Annotated in this window: 12 protein-coding genes; 9 read left to right on the top strand and 3 right to left on the bottom strand. The window is 68.4% G+C overall.

The window, feature by feature from the left end; genetic code table 11:
* Positions 1-37: 37 nt before the first annotated feature.
* Positions 38-1,411, bottom strand: a complete 1,374-nt coding sequence (gene lpdA / locus G5S38_RS03025; RefSeq protein WP_165064081.1) for a dihydrolipoyl dehydrogenase — start codon at positions 1,409-1,411, stop codon at positions 38-40.
* A gap of 96 nt (positions 1,412-1,507) precedes the next feature.
* Positions 1,508-3,004, bottom strand: coding sequence for a leucyl aminopeptidase (locus G5S38_RS03020; RefSeq protein WP_165064079.1), 1,497 nt, complete (start codon positions 3,002-3,004; stop codon positions 1,508-1,510).
* A 182-nt stretch (positions 3,005-3,186) separates the two neighbouring features.
* Here G5S38_RS03020 and G5S38_RS03015 point away from each other — a divergent pair, with 182 nt between their 5' ends.
* From G5S38_RS03015 to G5S38_RS02985, 7 genes are all read left to right on the top strand, one after another.
* Entirely contained in the window at positions 3,187-4,113 is a 927-nt protein-coding gene (locus G5S38_RS03015) for a proteasome assembly chaperone family protein (RefSeq protein ID WP_165064077.1), read from the top strand.
* Positions 4,114-4,172: 59 nt separating this feature from the next.
* Positions 4,173-5,501: an MFS transporter gene (locus G5S38_RS03010; RefSeq protein ID WP_165064075.1), complete on the top strand. Its 1,329-nt coding sequence runs from the start codon at positions 4,173-4,175 to the stop codon at positions 5,499-5,501.
* A 226-nt stretch (positions 5,502-5,727) separates the two neighbouring features.
* Positions 5,728-7,122, top strand: a complete 1,395-nt coding sequence (locus tag G5S38_RS03005; protein WP_165064072.1) for an RNA polymerase sigma factor — start codon at positions 5,728-5,730, stop codon at positions 7,120-7,122.
* Complete coding sequence (locus G5S38_RS03000; protein ID WP_165064070.1) at positions 7,115-8,422, top strand: MurT ligase domain-containing protein; 1,308 nt, start codon at positions 7,115-7,117, stop codon at positions 8,420-8,422. The genes G5S38_RS03005 and G5S38_RS03000 overlap by 8 nt, the downstream gene beginning before the upstream one ends.
* The gene (locus G5S38_RS02995) at positions 8,419-9,138 is read left to right on the top strand and encodes a type 1 glutamine amidotransferase (RefSeq protein ID WP_165064068.1); all 720 of its coding nucleotides are present in this window, start codon (positions 8,419-8,421) and stop codon (positions 9,136-9,138) included. Before G5S38_RS03000 ends, G5S38_RS02995 begins: the two co-directional genes overlap by 4 nt.
* Positions 9,135-10,205, top strand: a complete 1,071-nt coding sequence (locus G5S38_RS02990) for an alanine racemase (RefSeq protein ID WP_165064066.1) — start codon at positions 9,135-9,137, stop codon at positions 10,203-10,205. Before G5S38_RS02995 ends, G5S38_RS02990 begins: the two co-directional genes overlap by 4 nt.
* Positions 10,202-11,263, top strand: coding sequence for an alanine racemase (locus G5S38_RS02985; RefSeq protein WP_165064064.1), 1,062 nt, complete (start codon positions 10,202-10,204; stop codon positions 11,261-11,263). Before G5S38_RS02990 ends, G5S38_RS02985 begins: the two co-directional genes overlap by 4 nt.
* 87 nt (positions 11,264-11,350) lie before the next feature.
* Here G5S38_RS02985 and G5S38_RS02980 read toward each other — a convergent pair whose 3' ends face one another.
* Positions 11,351-11,578 carry a DUF7455 domain-containing protein gene (locus G5S38_RS02980; RefSeq protein WP_165064062.1) on the bottom strand — a complete coding sequence of 76 codons (228 nt, stop codon included), beginning with the start codon at positions 11,576-11,578 and terminating at the stop codon, positions 11,351-11,353.
* A 214-nt stretch (positions 11,579-11,792) separates the two neighbouring features.
* Between G5S38_RS02980 and G5S38_RS02975 the strand changes: the two genes are divergently transcribed.
* Together G5S38_RS02975 and G5S38_RS02970 are read left to right on the top strand one after the other, a co-directional pair.
* Positions 11,793-13,871, top strand: coding sequence for a DNA gyrase/topoisomerase IV subunit B (locus tag G5S38_RS02975; protein WP_165064060.1), 2,079 nt, complete (start codon positions 11,793-11,795; stop codon positions 13,869-13,871).
* Positions 13,864-14,433, top strand: coding sequence for a hypothetical protein (locus G5S38_RS02970; RefSeq protein ID WP_165064058.1), 570 nt, complete (start codon positions 13,864-13,866; stop codon positions 14,431-14,433). Before G5S38_RS02975 ends, G5S38_RS02970 begins: the two co-directional genes overlap by 8 nt.
* Positions 14,434-14,462: the final 29 nt, after the last annotated feature.

The raw sequence follows: 14,462 nt of genomic DNA, 5'->3' as shown, positions 1-14,462 counted from the left end.
CGTGCATTTAGCTTAGTTCGACGCCGCGATGCGGCTGTCAGATGGCGTGGAGGGGCTTGCCCGCGATGGCGAGGAATGCCTCGCCGAGGGCTTCGTCCTGGGTGGGGTGGGCGTGCACGAGGGGCGCGACGTCCTCCGGGTACGCCTCCCAGTTGACGGCGAGCTGTGCCTCGCCGATCAGTTCGCCGACCCGGTCGCCGATCATGTGCACGCCGACGATGGGACCGTCGTTGACGCGGACGACCTTGACCGATCCCGCGGTGCCGATGATGTGGCTCTTGCCGTTGCCGGCGAGGTTGTAGTCGTAGACGCTCACCTTGTCGTCGCCGTACTGCTCGCGGGCACGGGCCTCGCCGAGCCCGATGGACGCGACCTCGGGGTGCGAGTACGTGACCTTGGGGATGTTGACGTCATCAATGACCTGGGGGTTGAGTCCCGCGATCTCTTCGGCGACGAAGATCCCGTGCTGGAAACCTCGGTGGGCGAGCTGCAGGCCGGGAACAATGTCGCCGACGGCGTAGACGCCGGGAACGCTGGTGGCGAGGCGCTCGTTGGTGATGACGAAGCCGCGGTCGACGGTCACGCCGACCTCCTCGTAGCCGAGGCCCTGGGTGGAGGGCCCGCGGCCCACCGCGACGAGCAGGATGTCTGCTTCGAAGGTCTTGCCGTCTTCGAGGGTCACGACGACCCCATCGTCGTTCTGGGTGACGCTCTTGAAGCGCACGCCGAGGCTGAAGTTGATGCCGCGCTTGCGGTACGCACGCTCGAACTGCTTGCTGACCGATTCGTCTTCGTTCGGAACGAGGTGGGGGAGCGCTTCGATGATGGTGACCTCGGCATCGAAGGAACGCCAGACGCTGGCGAACTCGACACCGATGACGCCGCCGCCCAGGATCGCAACGCGCTTCGGAATGAAGTCGAGTTCGAGTGCCTGCTCGGAGGTGATGACCTTGCCGCCGATCTCGAGGCCGGGCAGCGAGCGGGAGTACGAACCGGAGGCGAGGACGATGTTCTTGCCGGTGATGGTCTGGTCGCCGACCTGCACGGTGGTCGGGGAGGTGAGCTTGCCCTCGCCCTCGATCACGGTGATGCCACGCTGCTTGATCAGGCCGGTGAGGCCCTTGAACTTGCTCGTGACGATGTCCTGGCGGTACTTGGTGACCGCCGCGATGTCGATACCGCCGAATTCGGCCTTCACGCCGTACTTCGCGGATTCCTTCGTCACATCGGCGACCTCGGCGGAGTGCAGCAGTGCCTTGGTGGGGATGCAGCCGACGTGCAGGCAGGTACCGCCGAGCTTGCCCTTCTCGATGAGGCCGACGGACATGCCGAGCTGGGATGCGCGCAGGGCCGCCGCGTAGCCGCCGCTGCCAGCGCCGAGTACGACGAGGTCGAATTTCTGTTCGGGCATGCGCAACTCCTTGGTGCTGACATTCACGCGAAGACCGGCCGACAGAACGTCGGGCAGATCGTATGGGCCGGGATCCCCTGGCCGATAAAAACCCTACTACCCCCGCGAAAATTCGTCGGCCAACTCGAACAGCGCGCGTACAGCAACCCCTGTCGGGCCCTTGCCGGTGAAGCCGTAGCCCCCGGCCGCGTTGTTGGCGGGACCCGCGATGTCGAGGTGCGCCCAGGGGATGCGCGGCGACTCGTCGTCGCCGGAGCGGCCGACGAACTGGCTGAGGAAGACACCCGCGATGAGCATGCCGCCGGCGGTGTTGCCGATCTTCACATTGGCGATGTCGGCGACGTCGGAGTCGAGCAGGGCGCGCAGCTCGCGCGGAAGCGGCATGGCCCACATGGGCTCGCCGGTGCGGTCGCCGGCAGCGACGACACGCGAGACGAGCTGCGCGTCGCCCATCACGGCGGTGTACCGGTTTCCCATCGCGACGACGGCGGCACCGGTCAGGGTCGCCACGTCGATGATCGCGTCGGGGTGCTCTTCACTGGCGGCGACGATGCCGTCCGCGAGAACGAGCCTGCCCTCGGCATCCGTGTTCAGGACCTCGACGGTGGTCCCGCCGCGAATGGTCAGTACGTCGTTCGGTCGGATCGCGGTGCCGGACGGCATGTTCTCGGCCAGGCAGAGCCAGGCGGTCATCCGCACGGGGAGCGCGGTGCGGGCGGCAGCGACGACCACGCCGAGCGCTGTCGCCGCACCCGTCATGTCGTACTTCATTCCGACCATCGATGCCGGCGGCTTGAGGGAGAGTCCGCCGGTGTCGAAGGTGATGCCCTTGCCGACGATGGCGATGTGCGCAGGGGCGTCGGCGGGGGAGTACTCGACCTTCACGAGGCGGGGGCCGCGGCTCGAGCCCTGGCCGACGCCGAGGATGCCGCCGAACCCGCCGTCTGCGAGTCCCTGCTCGTCGAGCACGGTCACGGTGAGCGGCAGTCCGTCGGCGAGCTCGACCGCGCGATTCGCGAACGACTCCGGGTAGAGGTCGGCCGGCGGCATGTTGACCAGGTCGCGGACGACGTGGGTCGCGTCGGCGATGGCGACGGCGCGTTCAACGATGGCGTCATCGACCGGGACCGCCGTGGCGACGACGAACTCCGTCGGTACGCGCTTCTCTGCCTTCACCGCGGAGCGGTAGTCGTCGTAGGAATAGGCCGCGATGGCGAGGCCCTCGATGACGGCCTGCACGTCGTCGGCGGTCGCGGTGGGCAGGGCGACCACGACGGCGTCGACGCCTCGGATGCTGCGGGATGCGGTGCCGGCGGCGTAGCGCAGCGACTCGGGGCCAGCGGCATCCGCTCCGAGTCCGACGACGGTGATCGACCCGACGGAGGGAATCGATGATGGGATGCGGCGCACGTCGTCACGGCCGCCGGTGAATCCGATCGCGGCGAGCTGGTCGCCGAGCCCCGCGACTGCATCGACGCCGTCCAGGCCGACGACGACCGGTCCGTGCGTGCTCGAGGTGACCCCGACGACGAGCACGTCGGCGGTGAGGTCGGTGGCGGGCTGCGGGCTGAGGCTGAGACGGGGCACGGTCATGCGCCAATCGTATGCGGCGCGTCCCGGAGGATTGCTCGCGGCATGCTCCGCCGTGCACTCACGGTGGGTATCCATGACGGCACCCGTCTGGCTGGTCGCCGCAGGGCGGGTCTGCACGCTGTTCGCTCTGGGCACCACCCCGGCCCGGGGGTCGCGGATCACCCGGACCGTAGAATTGGGGGATGCATGATCCAGCTGGCCTCTATGAATTGACCCCCGACGCGACATCCGTGCCGACGGGGCTTCCGCTCGTCGCTGGGCTCACCGGCTTCGCCGACGCGGGTTCCGCCGTTACCCAGTTCAGTGACTACCTCCTCGACACCCTCGACACCGAGGTCATCGCCTCGTTCGACGCCGATGCGCTCCTCGACTACCGGGCTCGCCGCCCCACCATCTACTTCGACCAGGATCACCTGACCGACTACCAGCCGGCGACCCTCGCCCTGTACCTCGCGACCGACGAGATCGGGCAGCAGTTCCTGCTCCTCACCGGCTTCGAACCCGACTTCCAGTGGGAGCGGTTCGCGGCGGCCGTGCTGCAGCTGATCGCCCGCTTCGGCGTGACCACGACTACCTGGGTACACGCCATCCCGATGCCGGTGCCACACACCCGCCCCATCGGCGTCACCGTGAGCGGCAACCGCGTCGAGCTCATCGACGCGATGTCGGTCTGGCGCCCGCACACCCAGGTGCCGTCCAACGCCCTGCATTTGGTCGAGTACCGGTTGCAGCAGCTCGAGCACGCCACCGCGGGTTTCGTGCTGCTCGTTCCGCACTACCTCGCCGACACGGAGCACCCAGATGCGGCGGTCAAGGCGCTCGAGAGCATCAGTGCGGCCACCGGCATGATCTTCCCCACTGAGCGCCTGCGCCAGGAGGGCCGGGAGTTCGTGGCCAAGATCGACGCGCAGGTCGAGACCAACCAGGAGCTGGCGCGCCTGGTCGGCACCCTCGAGGAGCGGCACGACACGTACATGGAGGGCAACCCCCTGCGGTCGCCGCTCACCGACGAAGACGGCGAGCTGCCATCGGCCGACGAGATCGCCGAGGAGCTCGAGAACTTCCTGGCCATCCGCCGCAGCGGCGAGGCCGACGGGCCGGCTCTGTAGCCGAGGCGCACCGCCGCCCACGGACCTGGGCGGCGCGGCCCCCGGGGTACAGTGAGGCAGTGAATTCCCGGCGTTCGTGGCTCGTCTGGGGCATCGCCCTCATCGCCTACGTCGTCTCGGTACTGCAGCGAACCACCCTCGGTGTCTCGGGTGTCGACGCCGCCGAGCGGTACTCGGTGTCAGCGTCGGTACTGTCGAGCCTCGCCGTCGTGCAGCTCATCGTCTACGCCCTGCTGCAGATCCCCGTCGGGGTGATCCTCGACCGACTAGGGCCGCGCGTGATGATCTGCGTCGGCGCCGCCCTCATGGCGTCCGGCCAGCTCACCCTCGCCATCGCCCCCGGTATCGGGGAGGCCGTCGTCGGCCGGATCCTCGTCGGGGCGGGCGACGCGTTCACCTTCATCTCGGTGATCCGCTTGCTCACCAGCTGGTTCTCGGGCCGCATCCTGCCCCAGGTGTCGCAGTGGACGGGCAACCTCGGCCAGCTGGGGCAGGTGCTCTCCGCCGTTCCGTTCTCCTTCGTACTGCACGACCTGGGATGGTCGGCCGCGTTCATCTCGGCTGCGTCGCTGTCGGTACTCGCTGCGGTGCTCGTGCTCGTGCTCGTGCGCGACGGGCCGGCGCGCGACGTGCCCGTCGACCGGGTGACGACGCTCCGCGACTCGGTCGCCATGCTCGGCCAGAGCCTCCGCCGCACCGGAACCCAGCTCGGCTTCTGGTCGCACTTCGTGACGCAGTCCTCCGGCACCATGTTCACGCTGCTGTGGGGGTTTCCCGTGCTCACCGTCGCCCTCGGCTACATCCGAGGTGAGGCTTCGGCGATGCTGAGCGGCGTCGTGCTCTGCGGCATGGTCGCGGGTCCCATCATCGGCATCCTCACCGCGCGGTTTCCGACCCGGCGGTCGAGCCTGGTGCTGGGTATCGTCGCGATGATGGCCGCATCGTGGACCGCTGTACTCGCGTGGCCGGGCGCACCGCCGCTGTGGCTCGTCATCGTTCTCATCGTCACCCTGGGCATCGGCGGCCCCGGCTCGCTCATCGGATTCGACTTCGCCCGTACATTCAATCCCCTCCGCAGCCTGGGCTCGGCGAACGGGTTCGTCAACGTCGGCGGGTTCTCCGCCAGCTTCATCATGATGTTCCTGGTCGGCGTCATCCTCGACGGACTCGACAGAATGCGCATCGACGCCGGGGCAGCATCCGATATTTTCGGCTGGGACTCGTTCCGGATCGCGTTCCTGGTGCAGTACATCGTGATGGGGACCGGCGTGATCTTCGTCATCAGGACCCGGCGGCGCACGAGGCGGCAACTGCACCAGGACGAGCGAATAGCCGTTGCACCGTTATGGGTTGCACTGGTGAGGGCGTGGCGTCGACGATCGAATTGAACACGATGGCGATTTGTCAAGTACTTGCGGAGAAGCGTGCAATAATTATCCATAAGACCCGGTCCAGTTCATGGGGCGAGGCGCGGCCATTGTGGTTGTGCCCTGCAGAACTTGACATGGGTCTTAGTACTGCCCGAATTCGGCTGGCTCCAGCTCGCGGAGGTTACCGAACCGCCGTGATCAGCCCGATGACGTTGGCAATGAATGTGAATTGAGAGGTATCCGAATGGCTGCCAGAACCAAGACAGCGGAATCCACCACGACCGTGGATGAGACCACCGTCGACGAGGGCGCCCAGGCGCCTGCGAAGGCGACTACGGCCAAGGCGAAGACCACGGCTGCCGCCGCGAAGGCGCCGGCCAAGAAGGCTGCACCCAAGACCACCAAGGCCGCCGCCAAGACGACCGCCGCTCCGAAGACGGCCGCCGCGAAGGCCGCCGCCGCCAAGGCTAAGGCCGCCGGAGACGCCCCCGACGAGTCCGACGATGTCGAGCCCGACCTCGAGGTGCTAGTCGACGTGAAAGACGACGACATCAAGGACGGCGACGTCAAGGACGACGCCGACCCGAAGACCGACACCAAAGACGACGCGGATGACGACACCGCGACGGGAACCGCCCCCGAGGTCCTGCCGAGCGGGGCGCTCGTGCTGTCGGCCGCGGACGACGACGACGAAGTTCCCGTCTACTCGTCGGCCATCACCGGCGCGACCGCAGACCCGGTCAAGGACTACCTGAAGCAGATCGGCAAGGTCGCCCTGCTCAACGCGGCCGAGGAGGTCGAGCTGGCCATGCGCATCGAGGCCGGCCTGTTCGCCGAAGACAAGCTGTCGAACATGACCGACGCCGAGATCCGCACCGCAGCGGGCCGCGAGCTGTCGTGGGTCGCCCGCGACGGCCAGCGCGCCAAGAGCCACCTGCTCGGAGCAAACCTCCGACTTGTGGTCTCCCTCGCCAAGCGCTACACCGGCCGGGGCATGCAGTTCCTCGACCTCATCCAGGAAGGCAACCTGGGGCTTATCCGCGCCGTCGAGAAGTTCGACTACACCAAGGGCTTCAAGTTCTCGACCTATGCCACGTGGTGGATCCGCCAGGCCATCACCCGCGCCATGGCCGACCAGGCACGCACCATCCGCATTCCCGTGCACATGGTCGAGGTCATCAACAAGCTCGCCCGCGTGCAGCGCCAGATGCTGCAGGACCTCGGGCGGGAGCCCACCCCGGAAGAACTCAGCCGCGAGCTGGACATGACCCCCGAGAAGGTCATTGAGGTGCAGAAGTACGGCCGCGAGCCGATCTCGCTGCACACCCCGCTGGGTGAAGACGGCGACAGCGAGTTCGGCGACCTCATCGAGGACACCGAGGCCGTCGTTCCCGCCGACGCCGTGGGATTCACCATGCTGCAGAAGCAGCTGGAATCGCTGCTCGACTCCCTCTCGGAGCGTGAGGCAGGCGTCATACGCATGCGCTTCGGCCTCGGCGACGGCATGCCGAAGACCCTCGACCAGATCGGCGACACGTTCGGCGTCACGCGCGAGCGCATTCGCCAGATCGAATCGAAGACGATGGCGAAGCTGCGCCACCCGTCACGGTCGCAGTCGCTCCGCGACTACCTTGAGTAGATCCGCAGGCCTCCGCTACGTACTGCCCATCCTCGCCGGCAAGGCCGTCAGGGTTGCCGCACGGGTGCGTGGTGGGGGATCCGCCTTTCCCGGGCTGGTCACGATCAAGCTCGCGCCGGACTTCCTCCACGACGTCACCAGGCAGTTCCGGTACGGCAACCTGTTCGTTCTCGGATCGAACGGCAAGTCGACCACGACGCACATGCTCACCGAGATCATGCGGGCACACGGCCTGCGCGTCTTCACGAATCCTTCGGGAGGAAACCTCCCGCAGGGGATCGCGTCGTCGCTGCTGGGCAAGCTTTCGGTCACCGGCAAGATCGAAGCCGACATCGGAGTCATCGAGGTGGATGAAGCGTTCGGTGCCGTCATCGCGCAATCACTGAAGCCCACCGCGGCCGTTATCCTCAACCTCCAGATCGACCAGATCTACCGCTTCCACGAGCCAGAGCGGGTCGCCGGAATGTTCCGCGATATCGCGGCACTGGTCGACGGTCCCGTCGTGCTCAACCGCGACGACAACTTCCTCACAACCCTCGGCCGCGGTCTCGAAGCGGAGGGACGCGTCCAGGTCAGCTACTTCGGCCTCTCCGACGAGGTCAACGCCTCGGCACCGCACGGCCAGGTGATCGCCCGCGACTACGCCAACGAGGCTGGACAGCCCACCGGCCCCGACCTGCGCGAGGTCGTCGCCGAAGTACTCGCCGTCGAGGGCAACGTCGCCACCATCGCCGTGCACGGCGTAGCGCACCAGGTGCGCCTCGCCGCACGCGGCCTGCACTACGCCATCGACGCGGCTGGGGCTATCAGCCTCGCCTCGAAGGTGCTCGGCACCGCATTCTCGGCCGAGACCGCGGTCGCCGCACTCGGCGCCGCCGCCCCCGTCTACGGCCGCGGCGAGATCGTGCGCCACGACGGGCAGAACCTCGAGATCCTGCTGCTCAAGAACCTCGCCAGCTTTCAGATGAACGTCGACTACCTCGACGGCCCGCCGGATTCGCTGATGATCGCCATCGACGAGGGCAGCAAAGACCTCTCCTGGCTCTACGCCGCCGACGTGTCGAAGGTCACCTACGTCGACATCGTCTCGGGGCCGAAGGCCGCGTTCATGGCACTCCGCCTCGCCTACGCCGGCATCCCGTTCGGCGTGATCGAACCCGACATCGAGAAGGCCATGCAGCTGATGCTCGCCTCGCCGGTCCCGGCCAGCGGCACCAGGACGCTGATCCTCGACTACGACCAGATGATCCTCGGGCGCAAGGCACTCGGCCACAAGGACCTCGAATCGGGAGCATCATGATCAGCATCCTCGAGCTGTACCCCGAGCATCTCGCGGTCAACGGCGACATGGGCAACGTGCTGGTGCTCGAGAAGCGCCTCGAGCTCGCCGGCATCGCCTCGCGGCGCCTCGCCCACAACCCGGGCGACGCACTCCCGGAGAAGCCGGACATCGTCACCATCGGCACCGGCCCGGCATCCGCCCTGCAGGTACTCGCCGACGACATCGCCCGAATCGCGCCGACGCTGCGATCCTGGGTCGATGACGGGATGCCGCTGCTCGCCGTGACCGGCGGCATGCAGTTGCTCGGCTCCGCGATCACCCTGCCGGGTGGCGCGGGCGTGACGGGTGCGGGGGTCTTCGGCATCCACACCGACGCCACCCAGCCGCGGGTCGTCACGAACTGCTTCGTCGTCGACACCATCCTCGGCCGGCTCGTCGGTATCGAGAACCACGGTTCGCGCACCACCCTCACCGACGGCACGGCCCCGTTCGGGACAGTGTCGACGGGAACCGGCAACGACTCCCGTTCGGAGGGTGTCTGGGTGAACAACGCCATCGGCACCCACGTTCAGGGCCCGGTGCTCGCGATGAACCCGGTGCTCGCCGACCACCTGATCTCCATCGCCACCAAGCGAGCGGGGCTGTCGTACGCGACGACCGCAGAGCACGACACGATCGACGCCCTCGCGGCCGAGGCCCGGCGCCTGCTGGGCCCGGCACCCCAGGACGGATGACGCCGGGGCTGTCGGGTTCCCCCCGCGTCGCCGAGGCCGTGATCGACCTCGCCGCGGTGCGGGACAACGTGCGGTCGCTGGCCGCGGCAGCGGGGTCTCGTGCGCTGCTGGTCGACATGTCGGGTGACGCCCACGGCCACGGCGCGGCGCAGGTCGCCGAAGCCGCACTGGCCGCCGGGGCCGCCGCACTCGGCACGTCGCGAGTGGGCGACGCGATCGCGCTGCGCTCGACCGTTCACGCCGTGCCGATCGTCGCCTGGCAGCACACGCGCGACACCGACTTCGTCGCGGCCGCCGCGGCATCCATCACCGTCGTCGTGCGCTCATCAGAACAGCTGTCCGCCGCGATCGATGCGGGCGTGGCGTCGCTGCAGCTCGGCGTGGACGCGGCGGGGTTTGCGGCGTTCGGGCCGGACGCGTTCGTCGACGCCTGCCGGTCGGTCGCGTCACTGCAGTCCGCGGGTCGGCTCGGCCCCGTCGGGCTGATGCTGGGGGACGGCGGCGCGGCGTCGGCGTGCGCAACCGCCAGGGAGCTCGGTGTCGAGCTCGACGCGGTGCACGCCGTCGCGGCATCCACCGGACCGACCGACGACGACGTGACGATGCTGCGGGTCGGGGCAGAGGTTCTCGGACTGGACGAGACCCGGGGACACCGCGCGACCGATGTGGGCCTTCGCCCTGCCATGACCGTGCGGGCCCCGGTGCTGGCCATCAAGTCCGCGCTTCGCGGCACCGGCGTCTCGTACGGCTACATCTACTACACGACCGACGACACCCGGCTCGCCCTGCTGTCGATCGGGTACGGCGACGGGATCGACCGCGCGGCCGGCAACGTCGCGCCCATCAGGGTCGGCGGAGTCACCGGGCGCATCGCGGGCAGGGTGGCGATGGACAGCTGCGTCGTCGACATCGGCGACCGGGTCGTCGCGGTGGGGGACTGGGCCGTATTGTTCGGCGACCCCGCGGCGGGTGACCCCTCCGCGGAGGAGTGGGCAGACGCGCTCGGAACGTCGAGCGCCGTCGTGGCATCGAGGATGACCGCGCGCGTGGTGAGGAAATACCGATGACCGTGACCGAAGCCGTGATCGACCTCGCCGCATTCGACGCGAACGTGCGGCACCTCGCTGCGACAGTCGCCCCCGCCGAGCTCATGGTGGTGGTGAAGGCAGACGCATACGGGCACGGTGCCCTCGAGACGGCGCTGCGGGCGGCCAGGTCAGGTGCGACCAGGCTCGGCACCCTCGACATTCCGACCGCGCTGGCGATCAGGGCGGCCGGCGTCGGACCCGACGTCACGATCTTCGCTTGGCAGTACCCGCCGAACCAGGATTTCCGCGCCGCCGTCGCTGCGCGGATCGACCTCGGGGTCTCGCGGGTCGACGAGCTCCGCGCCATGGCCGCGGTGGCAGACGGAGTGCCGGCGCGCCTGCACCTGAAGATCGACACCGGGCTGCAGCGCAACGGGGCGACCACCGCGGAGTGGCCGGTCCTCGTCGCCGAGGCGCGTCGGCTCCAGGCGGAGGGTTCCGTTCGCGCGCACGGCATCTGGACACACATCGCCGAGGCATCCGACGACGAGGACAGCCTCTCGATCATGCGGTTTCGCGATGCGATCGCCGTGGCCGACCAACTCGGCGTGCACTTCGCGGTTCGACACCTCGCCGCGAGCTCCGCGGGTTTCCGGCGGGAGGACGCGCGCTTCGACATGGTGCGCATGGGCGGCCACTGCTGGGGCATCCCGTCATTCGACGGGGTCACCCCCCTGCAGATGGGCCTGCGCCCGGTCATGACACTCGTGACCGAGGTGGATGCCGTGCGGCACACCGCCGACGGCGCGGTAGAGGTCGAACTGCCGCTCGGCTACGCCGACGGTATCCCTCCCGCCGCGGCAGGGCTGGTGCACGTCGCCGTCGGCGGCCGGCAGTACCCGGTCGTCTCGGTGGCCGTCGACTCGATGGTCCTCCGTGCAGACGCCCCGGTGCGGGTCGGCGATCGCGCCACGCTGTTCGGCACGGGGGATGACGGTGAGCAGACGGTTCGGCAGTGGGGCGACCTGATCGGCACCCTGGGTGACGAGATCGTCACCCGGATCGCTCCGTCGGTGCCCCGCCGCTACGTGGGCTGAGCCACGATCCGGCCTGCGGGGCTGCCCGGAACGACGAAGGCGTCGCGACCCATGGTCGCGACGCCTTCGGTGGTTCTGGAGTACCGGCTAGCGGTCACCCTCGGTGAGGCGCGACGACTCGTCGTGCCATTCGAGGGCGGTTGCCGACAGCTTCTCCTTGAAACGGGATCCGTGGTGAGCGCAGAACAGCAGCTCACCGGTCGCCATCGTGACGCGGATGTAGGCCTGTGCGCCGCAACTGTCGCAACGGTCCTCTGCGGTAAGCAGGTGGCGTGGCTCGAGTTCGGCAGTGGAACGGGGGGCGGTGGGTGACATTCGGGTTCCTCCAAACTCGAAACGGCTGTGGTCTATGAAAGCACGCCCACATGTCGGGGATGAGCCAAACGGCTGGTATTTCGCTGACCGCGTAGCCTCCTGCACACCCGCAGCGGCGCGGTGGGTCGGGGAGGGACGACCGGATGCAGTCGTTAGGCTTGACGATGGCCAAGGCCGCGTTCTGCGGCCCTGGTGAGACAGACCAGGGAGACACGTGGCGGGTTCGGACTATTCCGCGAGGCACCTATCGGTGCTCGAGGGCCTCGAAGCCGTGCGCAAACGCCCCGGCATGTACATCGGATCCACCGACTCGCGCGGCCTCATGCACTGCCTGTGGGAGATCATCGACAACTCCGTCGACGAGGCGCTCGGCGGTCACGGCGACTCGATCCAGATCGTGCTGCACCCCGACGACAGTGTCGAGGTGCGCGACACGGCGCGCGGCATCCCCGTCGACATCGAACCGAAGACCGGGCTGAGCGGCGTCGAGGTGGTCTTCACCAAGCTCCACGCCGGCGGCAAGTTCGGCGGCGGGTCGTACGCGGCCTCCGGCGGATTGCACGGCGTCGGCGCATCCGTCGTCAATGCCCTCTCCGAACGCCTCGACGTCGAGGTCGACCGCGGCGGCAAGACCTGGGCCATGTCGTTCCATCGCGGAGAACCCGGCACCTTCGCCGACACCGGGGAGAAGACCCCGGATGCGGCTTTCACCCCGTTCGTCTCCGGCAGCGAGCTGCGGGTCATCGGCAAGGTCGCCAAGGGCGTCACCGGCACCCGGGTTCGCTACTGGGCCGACCGCCAGATCTTCACCAGGGGATCGGCCTTCCAGACCGACGAGCTGCTCGCCCGCGCTCGCCAGACCGCCTTTCTCATTCCCGGGCTCTCCATCGACATCGAGGACCTCCGCGGCGAGGAGCGCCTCAGCGAGTCGTTCCGGTTCGACGGCGGCATCTCGGAGTTCGTCGACTACCTGTCGACAGACACCCCGATCACCGACACCTGGCGGCTTCAGGGACGCGGCAGCTTCAGCGAGACGGTACCCGTGCTCGGCGCGAACGGGGCGATGGTGGCCACCGAACTCACCCGAGAGTGCGAGGTCGACATCGCGCTGCGCTGGGGCACCGGCTACGACACCGAGTTCAAGAGCTTCGTCAATATCATCGCGACGCCGAAGGGCGGCACTCACCAGGCGGGTTTCGAGGCCGGGCTGATGAAGTTCCTGCGCGCACAGGTCGAGGCCAACGCCAGGCGGCTCAAGGTCGGCACCGACAAGCTCGAGAAGGACGACATCCTCGCCGGGCTCACCGCCGTGCTCACGGTGCGACTGCCCGAACCGCAGTTCGAGGGCCAGACCAAGGAGATCCTCGGAACTCCGGCGGTGCGCAACATCGTGTCCACCGTCGTCGGGTCGACCCTCGCCGAGCGGTTCACCTCGACGAAGCGGGAGGATAAGGCCCAGTCCGCCCTCGTGCTCGACAAGATCGTCGCCGAAATGAAGACCCGCATCTCGGCCAGGGCGCATAAGGAAACCCAGCGTCGCAAGAACGCCCTGGAGAACTCGTCGCTGCCCACCAAGCTGGTTGACTGCCGGTCGAACGACGTGGCGAACAGCGAGCTCATGATCGTCGAGGGCGACTCCGCCCTCGGCACGGCGAAGCTCGCGCGCGACAGCGAGTACCAGGCGCTGCTGCCCATTCGCGGCAAGATCCTCAACGTGCAGAAGGCGTCGGTCTCCGACATGCTCTCGAACGCCGAGTGCGCGTCGATCATCCAGGTGATCGGGGCGGGCTCCGGCCGCACCTTCGACCTCAGCCAGGCCCGCTACGGCAAGGTGATCGTGATGAGCGACGCCGACGTGGACGGCGCCCACATTCGCACGCTGCTGCTCACCCTGTTCTTCAGGTACATGAGGCCGATGATCGAAGACGGGCGGGTGTTCGCCGCAGTGCCGCCGCTGCACCGCGTCGTCGTCATGAACCCCGGCTCGAAGCCGAACGACACCATCTACACCTACTCGGAGAAGGAGCTGACGGGCGTGCTCGCGGCACTGAAGAAGCAGAACAAGAAGTACCAGGATCCTATCCAGCGCTACAAGGGACTGGGTGAGATGGACGCCGACCAGCTCGCGCTCACCACCATGGACCGCCGGCACCGCACCCTGCGCCGCGTGCGCGTCTCCGATGCCGAGAAGGCCGCGGAGGTCTTCGAGCTGCTCATGGGCAACGACGTCGCCCCGCGCAAGGAGTTCATCATCGCCGGCGACGGCCTCAACCGGGACCGCATCGATGTCTGACGCCTCGTCTCCCGCCCTGCCGCCTGCCGCCGTCGAGGTCACCGACTACCGTCGTCGTCTCGACGCATCCGCCTCGCGCGCGCCCATCGTTGCCATCGGACTGGTGGCGTTCGCGGTCGCCAGCGTCGCCCTCGTTGCGACGCTCTCGCTCGTCGGGCCGGACTGGTTCCCCGCCGAGGAGGGCATCGCCCTGCTGGTGGCGATGGGGATCGCCGGCGTCGGAGTGCTGCTCGCGCTCTGCGTCATCCTTCCGGCACAGCTGGTGCGACGGGACCTGCGCAGGCGCGTGGACGATGTCGAGGGTGCCCTGACCGCGGCTGCCGCGCAGTTGCGCTCGCACCTGGCATCCATCGGATATGAGATCCCGGTGTCGGTGGCCCTCGACTGGGTCGCGAGCCCGCAGGCGACGGCCACGGTGCCGCTCGTGCACGACTCGGTCATCGCCGCACGGTGGTGGCGCCCCGGGGAGGGAGACGACCGCGTGTTCGTCGAGCCGTACCTCCAGCAGGGCGACGAGGCCAGCGCGCTCCCCGTGCTGCCGCCGCTCGCCACCGCTCCGTAGCCGACGGGCCCGCCGCGCACGACGGGTCG

The organism is Marisediminicola senii (assembly GCF_011057645.1).
GTDB classification, from domain to species: Bacteria; Actinomycetota; Actinomycetes; order Actinomycetales; family Microbacteriaceae; genus Marisediminicola; species Marisediminicola senii.
This window is presented reverse-complemented; position numbering and strand designations above follow the sequence as displayed.

What these genes read in the sequence shown, in the direction of transcription:
- lpdA (WP_165064081.1), bottom strand. Translation starts at nt 1,411, where the DNA reads ATGCCCGAACAGAAATTCGACCTCGTCGTACTCGGCGCTGGCAGCGGC.
- G5S38_RS03020 (WP_165064079.1), bottom strand. Translation starts at nt 3,004, where the DNA reads ATGACCGTGCCCCGTCTCAGCCTCAGCCCGCAGCCCGCCACCGACCTC.
- G5S38_RS03015 (WP_165064077.1), top strand. Translation starts at nt 3,187, where the DNA reads ATGCATGATCCAGCTGGCCTCTATGAATTGACCCCCGACGCGACATCC.
- G5S38_RS03005 (WP_165064072.1), top strand. Translation starts at nt 5,728, where the DNA reads ATGGCTGCCAGAACCAAGACAGCGGAATCCACCACGACCGTGGATGAG.
- G5S38_RS02995 (WP_165064068.1), top strand. Translation starts at nt 8,419, where the DNA reads ATGATCAGCATCCTCGAGCTGTACCCCGAGCATCTCGCGGTCAACGGC.
- G5S38_RS02990 (WP_165064066.1), top strand. Translation starts at nt 9,135, where the DNA reads ATGACGCCGGGGCTGTCGGGTTCCCCCCGCGTCGCCGAGGCCGTGATC.
- G5S38_RS02985 (WP_165064064.1), top strand. Translation starts at nt 10,202, where the DNA reads ATGACCGTGACCGAAGCCGTGATCGACCTCGCCGCATTCGACGCGAAC.
- G5S38_RS02980 (WP_165064062.1), bottom strand. Translation starts at nt 11,578, where the DNA reads ATGTCACCCACCGCCCCCCGTTCCACTGCCGAACTCGAGCCACGCCAC.
- G5S38_RS02970 (WP_165064058.1), top strand. Translation starts at nt 13,864, where the DNA reads ATGTCTGACGCCTCGTCTCCCGCCCTGCCGCCTGCCGCCGTCGAGGTC.